21 protein-coding genes are annotated in these 21,575 nt (G+C 75.9%); 5 read left to right on the plus strand and 16 right to left on the minus strand.

Annotated features, from left to right (window positions below; translation table 11 throughout):
• Positions 1-111: 111 nt before the first annotated feature.
• Positions 112-1,464, plus strand: a complete 1,353-nt coding sequence (gene entS / locus PH190_RS14155; protein ID WP_274232166.1) for an enterobactin transporter EntS — start codon at positions 112-114, stop codon at positions 1,462-1,464.
• A gap of 278 nt (positions 1,465-1,742) precedes the next feature.
• On the opposite strand, the gene PH190_RS14160 is transcribed toward entS, so the two are convergent.
• The 15 genes from PH190_RS14160 to PH190_RS14230 form a co-directional block, all read right to left on the minus strand.
• Complete coding sequence (locus PH190_RS14160; protein WP_274232167.1) at positions 1,743-2,600, minus strand: siderophore-interacting protein; 858 nt, start codon at positions 2,598-2,600, stop codon at positions 1,743-1,745.
• A gap of 34 nt (positions 2,601-2,634) precedes the next feature.
• Entirely contained in the window at positions 2,635-2,862 is a 228-nt protein-coding gene (locus PH190_RS14165) for an MbtH family protein (RefSeq protein ID WP_274232168.1), read from the minus strand.
• A 47-nt stretch (positions 2,863-2,909) separates the two neighbouring features.
• A complete protein-coding gene (locus tag PH190_RS14170) occupies positions 2,910-3,152 on the minus strand; it encodes a phosphopantetheine-binding protein (RefSeq protein ID WP_274232169.1) in 243 nt (80 codons plus the stop codon).
• A gap of 69 nt (positions 3,153-3,221) precedes the next feature.
• A complete protein-coding gene (locus PH190_RS14175; protein WP_274232170.1) occupies positions 3,222-4,100 on the minus strand; it encodes an ABC transporter ATP-binding protein in 879 nt (292 codons plus the stop codon).
• Positions 4,097-5,140, minus strand: coding sequence for a FecCD family ABC transporter permease (locus tag PH190_RS14180; RefSeq protein ID WP_274232171.1), 1,044 nt, complete (start codon positions 5,138-5,140; stop codon positions 4,097-4,099). Before PH190_RS14180 ends, PH190_RS14175 begins: the two co-directional genes overlap by 4 nt.
• A 20-nt stretch (positions 5,141-5,160) precedes the next feature.
• Complete coding sequence (locus PH190_RS14185; RefSeq protein WP_337993813.1) at positions 5,161-6,276, minus strand: FecCD family ABC transporter permease; 1,116 nt, start codon at positions 6,274-6,276, stop codon at positions 5,161-5,163.
• Positions 6,273-6,956 (minus strand): isochorismatase family protein, encoded by a 684-nt coding sequence (locus PH190_RS14190; RefSeq protein WP_274232172.1) that lies wholly within the window; start codon positions 6,954-6,956, stop codon positions 6,273-6,275. The genes PH190_RS14185 and PH190_RS14190 overlap by 4 nt, the downstream gene beginning before the upstream one ends.
• On the minus strand, positions 6,953-8,635 hold the full coding sequence (locus PH190_RS14195; protein ID WP_274232173.1) for a (2,3-dihydroxybenzoyl)adenylate synthase: 1,683 nt from the start codon (positions 8,633-8,635) through the stop codon (positions 6,953-6,955). Before PH190_RS14195 ends, PH190_RS14190 begins: the two co-directional genes overlap by 4 nt.
• A gap of 14 nt (positions 8,636-8,649) precedes the next feature.
• Positions 8,650-9,942 carry an isochorismate synthase gene (locus tag PH190_RS14200; protein WP_274232174.1) on the minus strand — a complete coding sequence of 431 codons (1,293 nt, stop codon included), beginning with the start codon at positions 9,940-9,942 and terminating at the stop codon, positions 8,650-8,652.
• A gap of 45 nt (positions 9,943-9,987) precedes the next feature.
• Positions 9,988-10,764 (minus strand): SDR family oxidoreductase, encoded by a 777-nt coding sequence (locus PH190_RS14205; RefSeq protein WP_274232175.1) that lies wholly within the window; start codon positions 10,762-10,764, stop codon positions 9,988-9,990.
• On the minus strand, positions 10,761-12,188 hold the full coding sequence (locus PH190_RS14210; protein ID WP_274232176.1) for a lysine N(6)-hydroxylase/L-ornithine N(5)-oxygenase family protein: 1,428 nt from the start codon (positions 12,186-12,188) through the stop codon (positions 10,761-10,763). The genes PH190_RS14205 and PH190_RS14210 overlap by 4 nt, the downstream gene beginning before the upstream one ends.
• A gap of 103 nt (positions 12,189-12,291) precedes the next feature.
• The gene (locus PH190_RS14215; protein ID WP_274232177.1) at positions 12,292-13,251 is read right to left on the minus strand and encodes an iron-siderophore ABC transporter substrate-binding protein; all 960 of its coding nucleotides are present in this window, start codon (positions 13,249-13,251) and stop codon (positions 12,292-12,294) included.
• A 68-nt stretch (positions 13,252-13,319) separates the two neighbouring features.
• Positions 13,320-14,177, minus strand: a complete 858-nt coding sequence (locus PH190_RS14220) for an ABC transporter ATP-binding protein (RefSeq protein WP_274232178.1) — start codon at positions 14,175-14,177, stop codon at positions 13,320-13,322.
• Positions 14,174-15,241: a FecCD family ABC transporter permease gene (locus PH190_RS14225; RefSeq protein WP_274232179.1), complete on the minus strand. Its 1,068-nt coding sequence runs from the start codon at positions 15,239-15,241 to the stop codon at positions 14,174-14,176. The genes PH190_RS14220 and PH190_RS14225 overlap by 4 nt, the downstream gene beginning before the upstream one ends.
• A complete protein-coding gene (locus PH190_RS14230; protein WP_274232180.1) occupies positions 15,238-16,272 on the minus strand; it encodes a FecCD family ABC transporter permease in 1,035 nt (344 codons plus the stop codon). The genes PH190_RS14225 and PH190_RS14230 overlap by 4 nt, the downstream gene beginning before the upstream one ends.
• 299 nt (positions 16,273-16,571) lie before the next feature.
• Here PH190_RS14230 and PH190_RS14235 point away from each other — a divergent pair, with 299 nt between their 5' ends.
• The 4 genes from PH190_RS14235 to PH190_RS14250 all read left to right on the plus strand — a co-directional run bounded on the left by PH190_RS14235 (position 16,572) and on the right by PH190_RS14250 (position 20,748).
• Positions 16,572-17,039, plus strand: a complete 468-nt coding sequence (locus tag PH190_RS14235; protein ID WP_274232181.1) for a BLUF domain-containing protein — start codon at positions 16,572-16,574, stop codon at positions 17,037-17,039.
• 49 nt (positions 17,040-17,088) lie between these two features.
• The gene (locus tag PH190_RS14240; RefSeq protein ID WP_274232182.1) at positions 17,089-17,847 is read left to right on the plus strand and encodes a class I SAM-dependent methyltransferase; all 759 of its coding nucleotides are present in this window, start codon (positions 17,089-17,091) and stop codon (positions 17,845-17,847) included.
• Between the two features lie 31 nt (positions 17,848-17,878).
• On the plus strand, positions 17,879-19,444 hold the full coding sequence (locus tag PH190_RS14245) for a 1,4-alpha-glucan branching protein domain-containing protein (RefSeq protein ID WP_274232183.1): 1,566 nt from the start codon (positions 17,879-17,881) through the stop codon (positions 19,442-19,444).
• Positions 19,445-19,518: 74 nt separating this feature from the next.
• Positions 19,519-20,748, plus strand: a complete 1,230-nt coding sequence (locus tag PH190_RS14250; RefSeq protein WP_274232184.1) for a glycosyltransferase family 4 protein — start codon at positions 19,519-19,521, stop codon at positions 20,746-20,748.
• Between the two features lie 40 nt (positions 20,749-20,788).
• Here the strand turns inward: PH190_RS14250 and PH190_RS14255 are convergent, their stop codons facing one another.
• Positions 20,789-21,562, minus strand: a complete 774-nt coding sequence (locus PH190_RS14255) for an acyltransferase (RefSeq protein ID WP_274232277.1) — start codon at positions 21,560-21,562, stop codon at positions 20,789-20,791.
• Positions 21,563-21,575 lie beyond the last annotated feature (13 nt).

The following is a 21,575-nucleotide window of genomic DNA, read 5'->3' on the forward strand; positions in this document are numbered from 1 at the left end:
CTCGACGATGCGTGTCCGACCGACCACGCGCGGGTGGGGTTGCCGGGGCCCGCGGTGGTATGGATAGCCTCACCTACCGCTCGACCAGACGGTCTCGGAGGGGAGGTGCGGGTGCGGGCCTCGCGGCTGATGATCGACCTGTTCCCGTTGCGGTCGAGCCCGGCGTTCCGGCTGGTGTTCTCGGCACGGGTCGTCTCGCTCCTCGGCATCGCCCTCACGACGGTGGGCGTGCCCTGGCAGGTCTTCGAGATGACCCGCTCGTCGTTGCAGGTCAGCATCGCGAGCGCGGTCGTCGGCACCACGACCCTCGCCGGCACGCTCGCCGGCGGCGTCATCGCGGACCGCTTCGACCGGCGCACCGTCATCCTGCTCGCGCGCGGCGGAGCGACCCTCGTCTTCGCCGTCCTGGCCCTCAACGCGTACGTCCCGACGCCCCAGCTCTGGCTGATCTACCTCTGCGTGGGCCTCAACGGCGCGACCGCCGTCAGCCAGTCCGCGCTGATGGCCGTGACGCCCGCGATCGTCGAGCGCGAGCAGCTCGCCGCGGCCGGGGCGCTCGTCGCCCTGTCGACGCAGGTCGGCGCGGTGGTCGGCCCGTCGCTGGCCGGCCTGCTCATCGCCGGACCGGGGCTCGCGGTCAACTACGCGCTCTGCGCTCTCGGCTCGTTGATCACCACGACCCTGCTGTGGTTCCTGCCGTCGCTGCCGCCCCAGGGCGCGCCGACCGCCCGCCCGCTGCGCTCCATCGCCGAGGGCGCGTCCTTCGTGGCGCGGCACCGCGTCGTGCGCGGGGTGCTGCTCATCGACGTCGCCGCGATGGTGTTCGCGCTGCCCTACGTGCTGTTCCCGCAGCTCGTGATCGAGGTGTTCGGCGCCGGCCCCGAGGCCGCCGGCCTGCTCTACACCGCCCCCGCCGTCGGCGCGATGATCGCCGCCCTGACCAGCGGCTGGACCACCCACGTCCACCGCTCCGGCCGCGTCCTCGTCGTCGCGGTCCTGCTCTACGGCGCCGCGATCGCCGGCGTCGGGCTCTCGGGATCCCTGCCGCTGGCGCTCGGGTTCCTCGTCGTCGCGGGCGCCTGCGACATGATCTCCGAGGTGCTGCGCCGGGCCCTGCTCGCGCACTGCACGCCCGACCACCTCCAGGGCCGCGTCTCCAGCGTCTGGCTCGCCCAGGCCACGGTCGGGCCCTCGGCCGGCGGTGTCGAGGCCGGTGTCGCTTCGCGCCTGCTCGGCCCCGGCCCGGCGGTCGTCGCCGGCGGCGCGGTCTGCGTCGTCGCCACCGCCGCCCTCGCCGCCTCGCTCCCCCCGCTCCGCCGCGTCAGCCTGCGCGACGACGAGTGGGCCGCCCACCCCACCGGCGTGCCCGAGCACTCCCCGCTCGAGCCCGAGGCGGAGATCGAGCCGTCCAGCGACGTCGAGACCGACGCCGAGATCGAGGAGACCGGGGGCGAGCGCCGGTAGGGCCGGTTCCGCACGGCGAGGGGCACATCCCGCAGGTCGCGGGGCCTGTGGGTCATGCCGAACGTGCCCGTCGCGGCGAGGGGCACGTTCCGCAGGCCCCAAGCTGGTCGCTCACGCCGACCGCCGCTCGCGCGAAGCCGGTGCCGGAGCGCGCCGTGAGTGCTCTCCACTTCGATCTTCCGAGAGTGTCACCGTCGTCGTCCCGATAACAGCAGCCACGACACCCTCGCGAGATCGAAGTGGAGAGCTGCCAGCGGGCCTCCCGCCGCGAGCCCGGCTCAGTCCTCCGCCGGCGCGTGGTGGTCGTGGTTGACGACGCCGCGGCGCCAGTAGCCGTCGACGTCGTGGTCGCGCTTGTCGAGGTCGTCCCGCGCGCGCAGCATCCGCCGCACCGGGCGCAGCGCCCCGGCCTCGCCGGCGACCCACACGAAGCCGCGGCCGGCGGGGAAGGTCACGCCCGCGAGCGCGTCGTGCAGCAGCGTCGCCTCGCCGGCGGGCACGCCGTCGCGGTGCAGCCAGTGCACGGTGACGTCGGCGTCGGAGACGAGCTCCTGCTCCTCGGCGGCGTCGGCGACCTCGCAGAACACCTCGGCGCGCACCCCGGCGGGCAGCTCGGCGAGCCAGCGGCCGATCGCCGGCAGCGCGGTCTCGTCGCCCGCCAGCACGTACCAGTCGAGGTCGTCGGCGAGGATCTCGGAGCCACGCGGGCCGAGGACGCCGACCCGGCAGCCCGGGCACGCCGACGCGGCCCACGCCCCGGCGAGGCCGCCGGCGTGCACCACCATGTCGACGTCGAGCTCGCCGGCCTCGCGGTCGAGGCGGCGCACGGTGTAGTCGCGGTAGGTGCGCGGCGTGCCCGGCGGCGGCGGGACCAGCCCGCGCTCGCCGATCGTCGGCATCACCGGCAGCTCCTCGCCCGGCGCGGGGAAGAAGAGCTTGACGTGGTCGGTGGCCGCCCCGGCCGGCATGCCGGTGAAATCGGCGGCGAGCGTCACCCGTGCCATGCGCGGCGTCAGCCGCTGCACGCGCACCACCTCGGCGAGGCGCGGGGTCAGCTCGTGCAGGACCCGGCGGACCGGGTTCGGCGCTCCGTCGATCCACGACTGCCCGGTGGGGCGGGTCTCGACGCTCGTCATCGCTCTCCTCCTCGGCGTGCGGCCGGCGAGTGGGTCAGGCGGTCCCGGCCGTGCGCTCGACGAGGCTGCGCGGCCGCAGGTCGGTCCAGTTCGTCTCGATGTACTCGACGCACGCCGCCCGGGTCTCGCCCTCGGGCGCCTCGCCCAGGACGACGGTCCAGCCGGCGGGGACGTCGGCGAACACCGGCCACAGGCTGTGCTGGCCCTCGTCGTTGACCAGCACGAGGAACCGGCCGTCCTCGTCGTCGAAGGGGTTCGTCACGCGGGAGCTCCCGTCAGGGGTCGGGTCGGTCGGTCGGATCGGGGACGTCAGGACCGGCCGAGCAGCCCCGCCCAGGCCTCGAGGGTGGGCGTCTCGGCGAGGTCGATGAAGCTCACCTCGGTGCCGTCGGCGCGCCACTGTTCCACCAGGCTCATGAGGCGGATGGAGTCCAGGCCGCGGTCGAGCAGGTCGTCACCGTCGCCGATCGCCTCGGGCGGCTCGTCCAGGGCGCGGGCGACGTCGGTGCGCATCCGCTCGAGGTCGACACCGGATCCGTCCGGGGTGGCCACGTGCACGTCCTCTCCGTCGACGACCGCTACCGTAACTGAGGCTAACCTAAGCAGATCACGCGGGCAGTGTCAGGCGTCACCGAGCGCCCCGGACCCGACGGGGTCCTCGGCGCGGGCTGCCTCGCGGCGCTGCCGCCGGATCTCGCGACCAGCAGGAACGATCATCGGGGTGCCGGTCTGCGGGTCCGGTACGACCGCGCACGTGATCCCGAAGACCGCCCGGACGAGGTCGGCGTCGACGATCTCGCCGGGCGGGCCCTGGGCGACGATCCGGCCCTCGCGCATCGCGATGAGGTGGGTGGCGTAGCGGCAGGCCTGGTTGAGGTCGTGCAGCACCGCGACCAGGGTGCGCTCGCCGCCGGCGTGCAGGTCCGCGCACAGGTCGAGGACGTCGAGCTGGAAGGCGATGTCGAGGAACGTCGTCGGCTCGTCGAGCAGCAGCAGCGGGGTCTGCTGCGCGAGCACCATGGCGATCCACACCCGCTGGCGCTGGCCGCCGGAGAGCTGGCCGACGTCGCGCTCGGCGAGCTCGGTGACCCCGGTGGCCGCCATCGCGTCGCGCACCGCCTCCTCGTCGGTCACCGACCACTGCCGCAGCAGCGACTGGTGCGGGTAGCGCCCGCGCGCGACGAGGTCGAGCACGGTGATGCCGTCGGGCGCGGTCGGACTCTGCGGGAGCAGCGCGAGCCGGCGCGCGACCTCCTTCGGCCCGTACGACGAGATCACGCGGTCGTCGAGCAGCACCCGCCCCGCCGCCGGCTTGATCATGCGCGCAAGGCCGCGGAGCAGCGTGGACTTGCCGCACGCGTTGGGCCCGACGACCACGGTGAAGGACCCGTCGGGCACGGCGACGTCGAGGTCGCGGATGACGGTGCGCTGCTCGTAGGCCAGCGTGACGCCCTCGGCCCGCAGCCGTGCCCCGTCCCCCGGCACATCGCCCGCGCTCATCGTCCTGCCCTCCACTCCCTGGCGAGCAACCACACGAGGTAGAGCCCGCCGATGGCCGCGGTCATGGTGCCCGCGGGGAACTGCGTCGGCGCGGCGAGGCGCTGGCCGAGCACGTCCCCGGCGAGCAGCAGCACCGCACCCATGAGCCCCGCGGCCACCATGCCCGGCCCGGTGGTGCCGGTGACCCGGCGGGCGAGCTGCGGCGCGGCGAGCGCGACGAAGGCGATCGGGCCGACGGCGGCGGTCGCGACGCCGACGAGCGCCACGCCGACCAGCAGCGTCACCACCCGCGTGCGCTCGACGGTGACGCCCAGGCCGCGCGCCACGTCGTCGCCCATGCCGAGCAGGTCGAGCCGGCGGCTGCCCGCGACCGCGATCGGCACGAGCAGCACCAGCGCGACCGCCACGGCGAGCACCTCGGGCCAGCTGCGGCCGTTGAGCGTGCCGACGAGCCAGCTCTGCGCCGCGACCGCGGTGGACAGGTCGGTGCGCAGGATGAGGAAGTTGTTCAGCGCCGCGAGCACGGCGTTGACGCCGATGCCGACGAGCACCAGGCGGTACCCGCCGACCGCCCCGCCGAGCAGGGCCTGGACGGCGAGCGCGGTGACGAGGGTGCCGACGATCGCGCCGATGGTCGTGCCGGTGGGTCCGCCGCCGACCAGGACGATCGACACGAGCGCCCCGGTGGCCGCGCCCGTGGTGAAGCCCAGCAGGTCGGGGCTCGCGAGGTTGTTGCGCGCGAGCGACTGGAACACCGCGCCGGCCACCCCCAGCGCCGCGCCGACGACGAGCGCCACGGCGACCCGCGGCAGACGCAGCCCCACCACGACGTACTGCTGGGCGCGCGACCCGCTGCCCGTCAGCGCGCCGACGACCTGGCCGAGCGAGAGCCGGTAGTCGCCGAGGGTCAGGGCCATCGCCGCGAGGACGACGGCGACGACGAGCAGCACCACGACGCCGGTGACCGTGCGCGTGTGCACGCGCAGCGAGACCCGCGGGGTGCGCACCACGGGCCCGGTGGGCAGGACCGTGTTGCTCACGGTCCTGCTCACGGTCCCGCTCACAGCGCCACCACCCGCCGGCGCCGGGCGATCGCCAGGAACACCGGTGCGCCGACGAACGCCGCCACCACCCCGACCTCGAGCTCGGCGGGGATCGCGACCACGCGCCCGATGACGTCGGCCGCGACGACCAGCAGCCCGCCGAGCACCATCGACCACGGCACGACCCACCGCTGGTCGGGCCCGGTGACCACGCGCGCGAGGTGCGGCACGGCGAGCCCCACGAAGGCGATCGGGCCGCACGCGGCGGTGGCGCCGCCGCACAGCAGCACGATCCCGATCCCGGTCAGCATCCGGATGCGCCCGACGCGCACGCCGAGCGCGCGGGCGGTCTCCTCGCCGAGCGCCAGGGCGTTGAGGGCGCGCGCGAGCCCGAGCGCGAGCAGCCCCCCGACGACGAGGAACGGCAGCACCTGCAGCAGCGCCTGCGGGTCGCGCCCGGTCAGCGAGCCGACGCGCCACACCCGGAACTGGTCGAAGGTGGTGGCGTCGACGAGCACCACGGCGTAGATGACGCCCTGCAGCGACGCCCCGATCGCCGTCCCGGCCAGCGCGAGGCGCGCGGGTGTCGCGCCGCTGCGGCCCGTGGCGCCGAGCAGGTAGACCAGCACGGCGACGAGCGCGGCCCCGGCCAGCGAGAACCACACGTAGCCGTTCAGCGTCGTGATGCCGAACAGCAGGATCCCGGCGACGATCGCGGCCGACGCGCCCCAGTTGACGCCCAGGACGCCGGGGTCGGCGAGCGGGTTGCGGGTCAGCGCCTGCATGAGCGCCCCCGCCGCCCCGAGCGCGAGCCCGACCGCGAGGCCCAGCAGCGTCCGTGGCAGGCGCTGCTCGAGCACGATCACCGCGTCGGTGTCGGCGGGCCCCGACGGCCCGTGCAGCAGCGCGTCGAGCACGACGCCCGGCGGGATGCCGCGGCTCCCCACCATGAGGCTCGCGACCGCCGCCAGCGCCAGGAGCACGCCCGCGACGACCAGGCCGCCCGCCCGTAGGCTCGTGGGGCGGGTCGGCGACCGCTCGACCCCGCCGCCGCGGTCGGCCGTGGGCTCGGTGGGCTCGGTGGGCTCGGTGGGCTCGGTGGGCTCGGTGGGCTCGGTGGGCACTGCCGTCACGCCGGCGCCTCCCGGACGGCAGCGGGCGCGGCCGGATCGAGGGCCCGCAGCGCGTCGGTGGTGGCGAGGACGACGCCGCAGCGCTGGGCGGTCCAGGTGAGGGCCTGCTCGTGGTGGTCGCGGGAGAAGTCGGCGACGGCGTCGGCGACGAGGAACGGCTGCACGTCGCGCATGAAGGCGTCCACGGCCGTCACCATGCACCCGATGTGGGCGTAGATGCCGGTGATCACCAGCTGGTCGCGGCCCCGGTCGGCGAGCATCTGCTCGAGCGGCGATCGCTGGAACGCGCTGTAGCGCCACTTCGTCAGCACCTCGTCGCCCGCCGCCGGCGTGAGCTCGTCGACGATCGCGACCACGTCGGGGTCCTTCGCGTAGGCGGCCGCCGGGCCGCGGCCCCAGAAGTCGTCGAGCAGGCCCCGGTCGGCGGGCGGCTGCACGCCGGGCTGCGCGGTGTACACGACCGGCACGCCCAGCTCGCGGGCCCGCGCCGTCAGCGTCGCGATGTTCTCGATGACCTGGCTGACCGGCTCCTCGGTGCGCGAGAACGGCGCCAGGAAGTAGCGCTGCATGTCGTGCACGAGCAGCACCGCGCGGGCAGGGTCGGGCGACCAGTCCGGCCGGCTCGCCGGCAGCTCGTGCGCCCGCGGCAGGGCGTAGGGCGCGATCGACGGCAGGCTCACGAACGGCTCTCCTCTCCGGACTCCTCGCGCAGGTGCGCGGCCAGCGCCGCGCGCAGGGCGCGGCGGCTGGTCTTGCCCACCCCCGTGGCGGGGAACGACGCGACGACCTCGACGACGTCGGGCACCTTGTAGGCCGCGACGCCGCGCTCGCGCACGAACCGGCGCAGCGCGGCCGAGCCCGGCGGGTCCCGGTCGGGCACCGCGACGACGAAGGCGTGGGTGCGCTCGCCGAGGAAGTCGTCGGGCACGCCGACGATCGCGGCGTCGACGACGTCGGGGTGGGCCAGCAGGTGGTTCTCGACCTCCTCGGCCGCGATCTTCTCCCCGCCCCGGTTGATCTGCTCCTTGACCCGCCCGGACACGACGACGTCGCCGCGCTCGGTGAGCCGCACGAGGTCGCCCGTGCGGTAGAAACCGTCGGCGGTGAACGCCGTCGCGTTGTGCTCGTCGGCGCGGTAGTAGCCGCGGATGGTGTACGGGCCCCGCGTGAGCAGGGCGCCGACCTCGCCCGGCGCGACCTCGGGCTCATCGGGGTCGTCGGGGTCGACGACGCGCAGCTCGTCGTCCGGCGAGATCGGCCGGCCCTGGGTGTTCAGGACGACGTCGTCGGGGTCGTCGAGGCGCGTGTAGTTGACCAGGCCCTCGGCCATGCCGAACACCTGCTGCAGCCGCGCGCCGAGCGCGGGCATGATCCGCCGCGCCAGCTCGGGCGCGCACTTGGCCCCGCCGACCTGCAGCACCTGCAGGCTCGACAGGTCCCGCTGCGTGCGACCGGCCGCCTGCACCCACGCCGCCGCGAGCGGCGGGACCACCGCGGCGATGGTCACCCGCTCGCTCTCGACCAGCCCGAAGCAGGTGTCGGCGTCCGGCGAGGGCGCGAGCACCGCGGTGCCGCCGGCGTGCACGACCCCGAGCAGCCCGGGCGAGCTCATCGTGAAGTTGTGCGACGCCGGCAGGGCGGCGAGGTACACGGTCTCCGCGGTCAGCCCGCAGATCTCCGCGCTCGCGCGGACGCTGTAGAGGTAGTCGTCGTGGGTGCGCGGGATGAGCTTGGACAGCCCCGTCGTCCCGCCCGAGAGCTGCAGGAACGCCACCGACGACGGGTCGGCGTCGTCGCCGGGCAGCGTGTCCGGCGGGGTGCGGCGCAGCGAGGACAGGGACAGCCAGCCCGCGACGGGCTCCGCGCCCGGCACGTCGGCGACGACGACGTGGCGCACCGAGGGGACCTCCGCGGCGATCGCGTGCGCCGCGGCGGCGTGGTCGAACCGGTCGTGGCGCCCGACCGTCACGATCGCGACGGCCTCGGCGTGCTCGGCGAAGTAGCGGATCTCGCTCTCGCGGTGCGCGGGGAGCGCGAAGACCGGCAGCGCGCCGAGCCGGAACAGCGCGAACACCGCCTCGAGGTACTCCGGGACGTTCGGCAGCCAGACCACCACCCGGTCGCCCGGCGCCACCCCGATCTCGGCCAGCCCCGCGGCGAGCCCGCGCGCCCGGGCGTCGAGCTCGGCGTAGGTCCAGCGCTCGCCGCCCGACGGGCCGGTGCCGACGACGGCGGTGCGCCCGCCGTGGTCGGCGACGGCCGCGTCGAGCAGGGCGGGGAAGGTCTGGCCCGTCCAGTACCCGGCGGCGCGGTAGCGCTCGGCGGCCTCCGCCGGGTAGGGCACGACGCCGTCGGTCACGGGGCCCACCGCGGTCACGGCGTGGCCTCCAGCCCCAGCGCCGTGAGCAGGGTGCGGAACTTGGCGCCGGTCTCGGCGAGCTCGGCCTCGGGCCGGGAGCCCTCGACGATCCCGGCCCCGGCGAACACCGTCGCGACCCGCCCGGCGACCTCGGCGCACCGGATCGCGATGGCCCATTCGCCGTCGCCCTCGGCGTCGCACCAGCCGACGAGACCGGCGTACCAGCCGCGGTCGAACCCCTCGAGCTCGGCGATCACCTCGCGCGCCACCGGGGTCGGCTCGCCGCCCACCGCGGGCGTCGGGTGCAGCGCCTCGGCGAGCTCGAGCGAGGACGGCGCGGGGTCGCGCAGCCGGCCCTCGATGCGGGTGGCGAGGTGCCACAGCGCCGAGGTCCGGGTCAGGCTCGGGCGCGCGGGGACGTCCAGCGACGTGCAGTAGGGCGCGAGCCGCTCGGCCACCCGCTCGACGACCAGGGCGTGCTCGCGGTGGTCCTTGGTCGACGCCGCGAGCGCCTCCCCGCGGCGGGCGTCCTCCTCGGGGTCCGGGCTGCGCGGTGCGGTGCCGGCCAGCGGCTGCGAGAGCACGGTGTGGCCGCGGCGGGACACGAGCAGCTCCGGGCTGGCACCGAGCAGGGTGCGGCGGGGCGCGGTGGGGTCGGTAGGACCCGTCGGCTCGGGGTCCTCGACGTCGGCCGCGAACGCGTAGCCCGACGGGTTGCGGGCCGCGAGGCGCTCGAGCAGGGCGGTGACGTCGACGTCCTCGGGCGCGGTGAGCGTCGCCGAGCGCGCGAGCACGACCTTGGTCAGGCGCCCCTCGTCGATCATCTCCAGGGCCCGGCGCACGGCCGCGGCGTAGCGCGGGGGCGGCGGCTCCTCGCGGAAGTCCCAGCGGGTGCCGATCGACGCGGGCGCCGACGGCGGCGCGGTCAGCGGCGGGGCGGCGGGCGCCTGGTCGACGGTGGGCCGCACGGTCGGCGTGCGCTCGACCCGGGCGGGCACGACCAGGCGCGCGCGGCCGGGCGCGAACCCGACCGCGCCCACGACCACCGGGTCCGGGTTGCCGGCCTCGCGCTCGGCGGCCAGCGTCGCGGCGGCGGCGACGCCCACGCTCGCGCCGGGCTCCTCGGGCACGCGCGCCCGCACCCCGGCGGTGCGCAGCGTGACGTCCCGGGTGGAGAAGAGGAACGCCCCGGGCGCCGAGCCGGGGGTGGGCAGGGACTCGGGGTGTCGCTCGGGCAGGGACGCGGGCGGGGCAGCGGGATCGCCCGTCCCGGACTCCGGACCGGCGCTGGTCGGGATGCTGGTCATGGGGTCCTCTCACGGTGCGTGCCGAGCGGGACGGACGGGCCGGGCTCAGGGGCCCAGGGACGCGCCGCCGTCGACGTAGACGGTCTGCAGCGTCACGTGGCGGGCGGCGTCGGAGGCGAGGAACGCGACGACCTCGGCGACGTCCTCGGGGGCCGCGACGCGCCCCAGCGGGATGCCCGCCTTGAACGTCTCGGGCGACCCGGCGACGAGCGCGGCGTGGTCGGCGGGCAGGTCGCCCATCGCGGTCAGCATCGGGGTGTCGGTGGAGCCGGGGCAGACGACGTTGGCGCGCACGCCCCGGCCGGCGAGCTCGAGGCCGAGCACGCGCGTCACGGCGACCGCCGCGGCCTTCGACGCCGCGTACGCGGCCATGCCCATCCGCGGGACGCCCGCGGCGTTCGACGCGACCGTGACCACCGATCCCGCGCCGCGCTCGGCCAGGCGCGCGCCGACCGCCCGGCAGGCGTGCATGACCCCGGTGGCGTTGACGTCGAGGCAGCGCTGCCAGTCGGCGTCGTCCAGCTCGGTGACACGGCCGACGGCCAGCACGCCCGCGACGTTGACCAGCGTGCCCAGCGGGCCGAGCGTCTCCTCGGCGGCGTCGGCGGCCTTGTGCACCGCCGCGCCGTCGGTGACGTCGGCCGGCACCGCGACCGCCGACCCGCCGTGCTCGCGCACCGCCGCGGCGGCCGCCTCCACGGCCTCGGCGTCGCGGTCGAGCAGCGCGACCGGCGTGCCGGCGTCGGCGAGGCGAAGGCAGACCGCCCGGCCGATCCCGCCCGCGGCGCCGGTGACCAGGGCGGCGCCCGCAGGACCGGTCACGACGTCACCACCCCCGGGTCCCCCCACCCCGGCCCGACGGTGGCGGGCTCGCCGGCCTGGTCGTGGGCCACCGGCAGCTCCGGGGTGGGGCGCCGGTGCCCGAGCACCGAGTCGAGGATCTCGCCGGCGCGCACGGCCGTCGTCGACAGCAGCGTCGAGCTGATGCCGTGGGTGTGCTCGGTCGGCCCCTGCAGGTAGATGCCGGCGTGCAGGGGCTCGACGGTGTGCAGGCGGTAGTCGCGCTCGACGAGCAGCTCGCCGTCCTCGGCGCGCCGGCACCACGCGCCCACGTCGCCGAGGAAGGCGCTGGGGTCGATCGGGCGGTAGCCGGTGGCGTAGACGAGCACGTCGGCGGTGACCGTGCGCGGGTTGCCCGTCGGCAGGAACTCGATGTCGACCTCGATCGGCCCGACCTCGCTCCCGCGGACCTCCGCGACCCGGCACGCGCCGTGCACGAACAGCCGCTGCTCGCCGCCGACCTGCTCCTGGTAGGCCCGCCGGTAGAGCTCCTGGATCAGCTCCGGGTCGACCACCGAGTAGTTCGTGTTCGCGTGGTAGTCCATGAGCATCTGCTTGACCTCGCCGGACGCCGCGTAGAAGTGGTCCACGGCCTCCGGGTCGAAGATCCTGTTCGCGAACGACGTGTCGTCGGCGGGGCTGTAGCCGTAGCGCGAGAACACCGAGTGCACCTCGGCCGCGTCCACGCGCTCGTGCAGGTAGCTCGTGGTCTCCGCCGCGCTCTGGCCGGCGCCGACGACGACGAAGCGCCGCGAGTGCCGCCGGCCGTGCCCGAGCTCGCGCAGGCGCGGCAGCAGCTCGCTGTTGTGCCAGACGCAGGGACCCCGCTGGCCCCCTGCCGGCAGCCACGGCACGAGGCCGGTGGCGAGCACGAGGTTGCGGGTGCGCACCACGCGCGCGGTCGAGGCGTCGCCGTCGGCGTCGCGCAGGACGACGTCGAGCTGGTCGACGGTGCCGTCCGGGCCGGTCACCGGCTGCACGCCGACCGCCCGCGTCCCGTACGACACGAGGTGGCGCACGTCCGCGGCGCACCACTCGAGGTAGTCGTGGAACTCCACCCGCGACGGGAACATCGTCTTGGTGTTGATGAAATCGGCGAGCCGGCCCTGGCCCTGCAGGTAGTTGAGGAACGAGCGCGGGCTCGTCGGGTCCCGCATCGTCACCAGGTCCTTGAGGAAGGACACCTGCATCGTGGCGCCCTCGAGCAGCATCCCCCGGTGCCACCCGAAGGCGGCCTGCTGCTCGACGAACGCCGCCTGGATGCGCCCCTCGCCCGGGGCCGCCCGCTCGTTGTGCTCCTGGACGGCCAGGGCCAGCGCGAGGTTCGACGGACCGAACCCCACCCCCAGGACGTCGACGACGTCCGCTCCGTCGTCGGGACCGGCTCGCCCCGGCTCGCGACTCATCGCTCTCCTCGCCGTCGACGCATGATCGTTAGGGGACCCTAACCTAACCCGCACGCGTCGGGCGACGTCAGTGTCGGCCCGGACACACCCCGTGACGACGCCCTCACGGGGTGGTCGCGTAGACCCGCGCGAGCTCCGGGGTGATCTGGTCGAGCAGGTACGGCAGGCTCAGCGGGCTCGAGAAGCCCAGCGCGCCGGCCACCGGCGACGACTCCTCGCCGAGGAACGCCACGCGGTCCGCCCGCGTGGCCCCCAGGTTCGCGAACACCGGGTTGCCCAGCGCGACCTGCGGCGGGACCCCGACGACGGCGATGCCCTGGGCGTCGAGGCGCCCGATGAGCTCGCTGGACAGCGTCTCGGTGGTCGGCGGCACCCCCAGCCCGAGGCCGGTGAACACCTGGGTGCGCAGGTCGTCGCGACCCAGCGAGTAGAACTCCGAGGCGGCCACCAGCGTCACCGAGACGTTCTTCCCGGCGAACTGCGGGTTGGCGGTGCGGGCGTCGGCGAAGCGGCGCTCGACGTCGGCGACGGCCTGCTCGGCGCGCTCGGGCACGCCCAGCGCCCGCCCGGTGATGCGGGTCTGCTCCTGCCACGGGGCGGCGACGTCCTTGACCGGGTCGGCGAGGGTCGGGGCGATCTGGGAGAGCCGGTCGTAGGTCGCCTGGTCCATGTACGAGTACAGACCGATGATCACGTCGGGCTGCAGCGAGGCGATCCTCTCGATGTCGAGCTCGTCGCTGCCCACGACCTCGGGGCGCTGCCCGTTGAGGGCCTGCTGCGCCCAGGGGCGGGTCGCGCTGTCGAAGGCGCCGATCGACTGGCGCACGCCGACGGGGACGACGCCGAGCGCGAGCACGAAGTCCGCGTCGTTGTAGCCGACCGTCACGACCCGCTGCGGGCGGTCCGGGATCGTCGTCTGCCCGTAGGCGTGGCCGATCGTCACCGGGAAGCCCGGCGCGGCGGGCGCGGCGGCCTGCTGGTCCCCGCCCGAGCCGCAGCCGGCGAGCACGAGGGCGAGGACCGCGGCCAGGGCGCCGAGGAGACGAGGGGCGAGGCGCGTCATGTGCTCTCCGTGGATCGACGATGACCAGATCGTGTCGGAGGGCAGGCTCACCTAAGTCGTACAGCGGGTCAACCCGGCGCGTCCTCCGTCACGCCCGTGATCACGGGGGTGCGCCCCGTCGCGGGGCGGTGCCGGCCGATCGGGACGACCATCGGCGTGCCGGCCACCGGGTCGTCGACGACGCGCGCGTCGAGCCCGAACACGTCGCGGACGGTGTCCTCGGTGAGCACCTCGTGCGGGGTCCCGACGGCCGCGACCTCGCCGTCGCGCATCGCCACCAGCCGCCCGGCGTAGCGCGCGGCGAGGTTGAGGTCGTGCAGCACCATGACCACGGTGCGGCCGCGCTCGCGGTGCAGGCGCCCGACGAGCTCGAGGACGTCGACCTGGTGGGCGAGGTCGAGGAACGTCGTGGGCTCGTCGAGCAGGAGCACGTCGGTGCCCTGCGCGAGCGCCATGGAGATCCAGACGCGCTGGCGCTGGCCGCCCGAGAGCGTGTCCAGCGTGCGCTCGGCGAACCCGGTCATGTCGGTCCACGCCAGCGCCTCGGCCACCGCCGCCTCGTCGTCGGCCGACCACTGCCGGAACCAGCGCTGGTGCGGGTGCCGCCCGCGGGCGACGAGGTCGGCGACCCGGATGCCCTCCGGGGCGGTCGGGTCCTGGGGCAGCACCCCGAGCACGGTGGCGACCTCGCGCGAGGGCACGGCGTCGAGGCGCCGCCCGTCGAGCAGGACGTGGCCGTGGCGGGGCACGAGCAGGCGCGCCAGCGTGCGCAGCAGCGTCGACTTGCCGCAGCCGTTGGGGCCGATGACGGCGGTGACGGTGCCGTCGACGACGTCGAGGTCGAGGCCGTCGGTGCCGCCGACGACGACCGCGTCGCCGTAGCCGACGCGCACGCCCTGGGCGGAGAGCCGGGCTGCTCCCGTCATGCGGAGTCCTTCCTCGTCCGGCGGACCAGCAGGTAGAGCAGGTAGGGGGCGCCCAGCACGACGGTGACGACGCCGACGGGCACCTCGCCGCCGAGCACGGTGCGCGCGACGAGGTCGCCGGTGACGACCAGCAGCGCGCCCGCGACCGCGGAGGCGAGCAGCGGCGGGCGCGAGCCCCCGGTGAGGCGCAGCGAGACCTGCGGGGTCACGAGCGCGACGAAGCGGATCGGGCCCGCGGCGGCGCAGGCGGAGGCGGCGAGGACGACGGCGAGCCCGAGCAGCTGGACCCGCGAGCGGTCGACCCGCTCGCCCAGCCCGCGGGCGGCGTCGTCGCCGAGGTCGAGGGCGTCGAGGCGGAAGGCCAGCACGATCGCGATCGGCAGCACGATCACCAGGACGACCGCCACCGGCACGACGTGCTCCCAGCCGCGGGCGTTGAGCGACCCGCGCAGCCAGATCAGGGCGAGCGAGGCCTGCTGGACGTTCGCGAGCACCAGCAGCCAGGACGTCACCGAGACCAGGGCGACGCTGATGCCGAGGCCGACGAGGATGAAGCGGAACGCGTCGAGGCCCTGCCGGTAGGCGAGCCCGACGACGAGCGCGGCGGCGAGCAGCCCGCCGACCAGCGCCGCGAGCGGGAGCCCGACGGCGGCGAGCAGCCCGACCGCCGAGCCGCCCGTGCCGGCGAGCACGAGCACCGCCAGCGCCGCCACCCCCGCGCCGTCGGTGACGCCGAGGACGTCGGGGCTGGTCAGGGGGTTGCGGGCGACGCCCTGGGTGATGGCGCCGGCGACCCCGAGCGCCGCGCCGACGAGCACGCCGCAGAGCACCCGGGGCAGGCGCAGCTGGGTGATCACGAACGTCTCGCCGCGGCTGCCGGCGCCGGCCAGGACGCGCAGGACGTCGGCGAGCGCGATCGGGTACTCGCCGCGCCCGACGCTCGCCGCCCCGACCAGGACCAGCAGCGCCAGGCCGCCGAGCACCACGAACGCGGTGCGGGGACGCCAGACCGCCGAGACCGGGCCGGCGCGCAGGGGACGGCGGCCGGCGACGGGCGCGCTCACAGCTTCACCATCCGGCGGCGGATGAGGGCGACGAAGAACGGCGCCCCGACGATGCCGAGCACGATGCCGACCGCGAGCTCGGCGGGGCGCACGACGAGGCGCCCGACGACGTCGGCGGCGAGCACGAGGACCGCGCCGACGAGCGCGGCCAGCGGGATCAGCCGCCCGTGTGCGGGTCCGACCAGCGAGCGGACGACGTGCGGGGCGACGAGGCCGACGAACCCGATCGGTCCGGCGACCGCCACCGACGCCCCGGTGAGCAGGGTGACCGCGACCAGCCCGACCAGCCGCGCCCGCGTCACGTCCTGCCCGAGGCCGCGGGCACTGTCCTCGCCGAGGGCGAGCACGTCGAGCGCCCGGACGTTGGCGATCGCCAGCACCAGCCCGAGCAGCACGAACGGCAGGACCTGCAGGGTCAGCGCCGCCCCGCGGTCGTCGAGGGCGCCGGCTGCCCAGAACCGGTAGGCGTCGAGCGAGGGACCCTCACCGAGCACCATCGCCGAGGTCAGCGCGAGCAGCAGCTCCGAGACCGCGAGCCCGGCGAGCGCCAGCGTGACCGGGGTCGGCCCGCCCCGGCTCGCGGCGCCGAGGGTGAACACGAGCAGCGCGGCGAGCGCGGCCCCGGCGAAGGCGAACCACACGTAGCCGAAGACGTCGGTGACGCCGAGCACGGTGGTGGAGAGCACGACGCAGAACGCCGCGCCGCCGCTGATGCCCAGCAGCCCGGGGTCGGCGAGCGGGTTGCGGGTGTGGCCCTGCATGAGCACCCCGGCGACGCCCAGCGCGGCGCCGACCAGGATCCCGAGCAGGGTGCGGGGCAGGCGCAGCTCGCGGACGACGACGTCGCTGGGCGCGCCGGTCGGCGCCACCAGCGCGTCCCAGACCTGGCCCGGGGTCGTCGGCGACGCCCCCACCGCGATGCTGAGGACGACGACGACCGCCAGCGCGCCGAGCCCCAGCCCGAGCGCCAGCCACGGGCGGCTGCGCCGGCGGACCGGGGGCGCGAGACGTCCGACGACGGTCGTGCCCACCCTGCGTGCCCTTCCGCCGGCGCCCCGTTAGCCAAGGGCAACCTAACAGCCCCGCCCTCCGGCACGCCGGTCCTCGGCTCGCGGGGTGGGCCGGCACACCTCCGGTGTGCCAGCGGTGCGGCCTCGCTGGCACTCATCGATAGGATCGCCACATCGTCGATCGCGCGACACGCCGACGCCGCCTCGACCGCCGCGATCGTCCGTACGCGGACAGGTGTGATCGAGGTCACGATCCGCTAGCGTGCGGGAGAGCTGCGACCAGGCACCGGCGTCGTCGGTGGCGACCGAGGAGTGACGCGATGGCGGATCCCGCGACGTCCGGACCGGTCTTCCGGTTGATCTACAGCAGTCACCTGCGCGTCCCGCCGCACGAGCGCAAGGCCGAGCTCGGGGCCATCTTCTCGACGGCCCGGTCGAAGAACAGCAAGAGCGGGGTCACGGGCGCGCTGCTGGTCTGGCACGACAGCATCGTGCAGGCCCTCGAGGGCGACGAGGCCGTGGTCCGCGAGCTCTACGACACGATCCACCACGACCCGCGCCACGAGCGCGTCGCCGTGCTCGAGGAGGGCGTCGTGCCCGAGCGCGTCTTCGGGCGGTGGTCGATGGCACGGGTGTCGGACGAGGACGACGAGCCCGACATCCCCCTGCTCATGAACCGCGACAAGGGCGGCATCTCCCCCGCCGCACCCCGCCCGACGACGCCCGCGCAGGACGAGGTCGTCGCGACGATGCGCGAGTACGCGCGGGGGTCCACGCAGCCCGCGTGAGCGGGGTCCTGCGACACGGTCACGGGCGGGCGGCCACGATGGCCCGGCCATGACGCACACCGATCTCCCCCTCACCGGCGAGCGCACGGTCCCCGGGCTCGACGTCGAGAACTATTGGTTCCGCCGCCACGAGGCGGTCTACCTCGCGCTCGCGCCGGCGTGCCGCGACGCCGTGGTGCTCGACGCCGGGGTGGGCGAGGGCTACGGGGCCGCGCTGCTGGCGACGTGGGCGCGGCGGGTCGTCGGTCTCGAGCTGGACCCGGCGGTGGCGGTGCACGTCGGCGCCCGCTACCCGACCGTCGACGTCGTCCGCGCCGACCTCCAGGCGCTGCCGGTGCCCGACGGGGGCGTCGACGCCGTCGTCACCCTGCAGGTGATCGAGCACCTGCGGGACCAGCCCGGCTTCCTCGCCGAGTGCGCCCGCGTCCTGCGCCCCGGGGGGCGGCTGCACTGCGCCACGCCCAACCGCCTGACCTTCTCCCCCGGCGCCGGGCCCGACGACCGCCCGCTCAACCCCTTCCACACCCGCGAGCTGACCGGGGGCGAGCTGGTGTCGCTGGTGGCCGAGGCCGGCATGCACGTGGAGGACCTCCAGGGCCTCCACCACGGCTCGGCGCTGCGGGCCCTCGACGCCCGCCACGGGGGCTCGCTCATCGCCGCGCAGGTCGCCCTGGCCCTCTCCGGCGAGCCCTGGCCCGAGGAGCTGGCCGCCGACGTCGCGTCCGTCGCCGCCGCCGACTTCGACCTGCGCACCGACGACGTCGACGCCTCGCTCGACCTCCTCGTCACCGCCGTCCGGCCGCGTTGAGAGACTCGGCGCCCCGACGAGAGGAGCGTGCTTGACCGCGGAACCGGTGGGCTCCTTCTGCCTCGTCCTGCACTCGCACCTGCCCTGGCTGCTGCGCCACGGCGCCTGGCCGGTCGGCGAGGACTGGCTCTACCAGGCGTGGGCGCACTCGTACCTCCCCGTCGTCGAGACCCTCGACCGGCTCGCCGCGCACGGCCACCGCGATCTGCTGACCCTCGGCGTCACCCCGGTCCTCGCCGCCCAGCTCGACCACCCGGCGGCCCTGCGGGCGATGCACACGTGGCTCGCCGACTGGCAGCTGCGCGCGCACGAGGCACACCGCACGCACCCCGCCCTGGCCACCCGCGAGCACCGCGCCGCCGCCCACGCCCTCGAGGTGTTCGAGCGCGACTGGCGCCACGGCGGGTCGCCGGTGCTGCGGAGGCTCGCCGACGACGGGGTCGTGGAGCTGCTCGGCGGGCCCGCGACCCACCCGTTCGCCCCGCTGCTGCCCGGCCGCGTGCGGCGGTTCCTGCTCGACGCCGGGCTGCGCGACCACGCCCTGCGCCTGGGCCGGCGACCCCGCGGCATCTGGGCGCCCGAGTGCGGCTACGCCCCCGGCCTCGAGCAGGACTACGCGGCGGCGGGCGTCGAGCGCTTCCTCGTCGACGGCCCGGCGATGCGCGGGGACACCGCCGCCGCGCGCCCCGTCGACGGCACCGACGTCGTCGCCTTCGGGCGCGACCTCGAGGTGACCTACCGGGTCTGGTCCCCGCGCGCCGGCTACCCCGGCGGGCCCGACTACCGCGACTTCCACACCTTCGACCACGGCACCGGCCTCAAGCCGGCGCGCGTCACCGGTCGTCGCGTCGCCCCGCAGGACAAGAAGCCCTACGACCCCGCCCGCGCCGCCGCGGCCGTCGCGCGGGACGCGGCGGACTTCGTCGCGGTCGTCCGCGCCCGGCTCGACGACCTGCGGCGACGCCGCGGACGCCCCGGCGTCGTCGTCAGCGCCTTCGACACCGAGCTCTTCGGCCACTGGTGGCACGAGGGCCCGGACTGGCTCGCGGCCGTGCTCACCGCGCTGCCGGCGGCCGGGGTCCGGGTGACGACGCTGCGCGGCGCGGTCGAGGCGGGGCACGTCCGCGAGCCGGTGGTGCTGCCGGCGTCGTCGTGGGGGTCGGGCAAGGACTGGCGGGTGTGGGACGGGGCCGGGGAACCGGCGGTGCGCGACATGGTGGCCGACAACGCCGAGGTCGCCCGGCGCCTGCTCGCCGCCGTCGACGGGGCCGCGCCGACCGCGGGCCGCGACGCCACCCTCGACGCGCTCGCGACCCAGGCGGCGCTGGCGCTGTCGAGCGACTGGGCGTTCATGGTCACCAAGGACTCCGCCGCCCACTACGCCCGGCGCCGCGCGGCCGAGCACCGCGACCGGGTCCGCGAGCTCACCGACCTCCTGCCCGCCGGGCGCCACGCCGAGGCCGGAGCCCGGGCCGCGGCGTTCGCGGCGCAGGACGACGTGTTCGGCCGGCTCGACGCCCGGGGGCTGCGGCGTCACCCGAGCGGTGACCACCGTCGCACCGCTCCTACCTACTCCGGAGTAGGGTCGCTCGCCTGATCGTGCCAGCCTGGCGTCCACGCTGACGCTCGACGTCAGGAAACCCACCTCGATCACCGGGAGGCGCTCGCAGGGTGCGCGTGCTGATGCTGTCCTGGGAGTACCCGCCGGTCGTGGTCGGCGGGCTGGGGCGGCACGTGCACGCGCTGGCCCAGGCGCTGGGGACCGCGGGCCACGACGTCGTGGTCGTCGCCCGCCACCCCGCCGGGACCGACGCCGAGACGCACCCGACGACGCTGGAGCGGGTGGGCCCGGTGCGCGTGCTGCGTGTCGCCGAGGACCCGCCGCACCTGGAGTTCGTGCGCGACCTCGTCGCCTGGACCCTCGGGATCGGGCACGCGATGCTCCGGGCCGCGGCGGGCCTCCTGCGCGACTGGACCCCCGACGTCGTCCACGCCCACGACTGGCTCGTGGCGCACGGGGCGATCGCGCTCGCGGACCTCACCGGCGCGCCGCTGGTGGCGACCCTGCACGCCACCGAGGCCGGGCGGCACGGCGGCTGGCTCTCGCAGCCGCTCAACCAGCAGGTGCACTCCGTGGAGTGGTGGCTCGCGCGCCGCGCCGACGCCGTCGTCACCTGCTCGCAGGCCATGCGGAACGAGGTCGCGGGGCTGTTCGACCTCGACCCGGAGGACGTCGCCGTCGTGCACAACGGGATCGACCCGGTCGACTGGCTGCGGCCCGGCCGGCCGCGCACCGGCCCGCCGACCCTGCTCTACCTCGGGCGGCTCGAGTGGGAGAAGGGCGTGCACGACCTCGTCGCCGCCCTGCCCGCGATCCGCCGCGCGCACCCCGGGACGACGCTCGCCGTGGCCGGCACGGGCTCGTGCTCCGACTGGCTCGCCGAGCGGGCCCGGGTCGCCCGGGTCCGGCGCGCGGTGCGCCTGCTCGGCCACGTCGACGACGCCACCCTGCGCGACCTGCTCGCCCGCGCCGACGCCGCCGTGCTGCCCAGCCGCTACGAGCCCTTCGGCATCACCGCGCTCGAGGCGGCGGCGGCCGGCGCGCCGCTCGTCGCGTCACGGGCGGGCGGGCTGGGCGAGGTGGTCGTCGACGGCGTCACGGGCCTGTCCTTCGCGCCCGGCGACGTGCCCGGGCTGGCGCGGGCCGTGATCCGCTGCCTCGACGACCCCGACGCCGCCCGCGACCGCGCCCGCGCCGCCCGCGACCGCCTCGACACCGACTTCGCCTGGCCGGCCATCGCCGAGGAGACCGCGGCGGTCTACGCCGCCGCCCGCCCCGGCCCGCCCCGCGTCCTGGGGCGCCCGAAGATCCCGACGGGGAACGTCTTCGGCCGGACCTGACCGGGGTCGTGAGTGATTTTCGCGGCCATAGCCGGGAACATCACTCACATAGGGGGCGCGCGGGCTCCCCCGCCGAGGTCCCAGGAGCGCCGGCCGGGTCGCCGGGGCCGGCCGGGAGAGCCTGCCCCGCCGCCAGCGCCGTCTTGCGGGCGATGTCGGCGAGGGCCTCGCGCTGGGCGGCCGCGGCCTCGTAGTCCGCCATCCGGTCACGCACCACCCGCGCCGGGGCGCCGACGGCCACCGACCAGTCCGGCACGTCGCCCCGCACCACCGCGTGCGCGCCCAGCACGCAGCCGCGCCCCACCCGCGCGCCGCGCAGCACCGTCACCTTCGTCCCGATCCACGTCTCGGGCCCGATGCGCACCGGGGACTTGACGATCCCCTGGTCCTTGATCGGCGCGTGGACGTCGGCGTAGCGGTGGTCGAAGTCGCAGACGTAGATCCAGTCCGAGAGCAGCGTCGCCTCGCCGAACTCGATGTCGAGGTAGCAGTTGATCGTGTTCTCGTTGCCGAACACCGACTTGTCCCCGATGCGCAGCGACCCCTCGTGGCAGCGCAGCCGGGTGTGGTCGCCGATGTGCACGAACCGGCCGATCTCGAGGCGCCCGAACCCCTCCCGCGCCTCGAGCTGCACGCCCTTGCCCAGGAACACCAGCCCGTGCAGCACGATGTGCGGCTGGCGCACGCGCACCTTCAGCATCCGCCAGTACCGCACCAGGTAGAACGGCGTCCACGCGCGGTGGCGCACGATCCAGCGCAGCGAGGCCCCGGTGAACAGTCGCGGCTGGCGCGGATCCGACCTCACGGTCTGCAGACCCTACGATCGC

It is taken from the genome of Actinomycetospora straminea (assembly GCF_028737255.1).
In the GTDB taxonomy this organism is placed as follows: domain Bacteria; phylum Actinomycetota; class Actinomycetes; order Mycobacteriales; family Pseudonocardiaceae; genus Actinomycetospora; species Actinomycetospora straminea.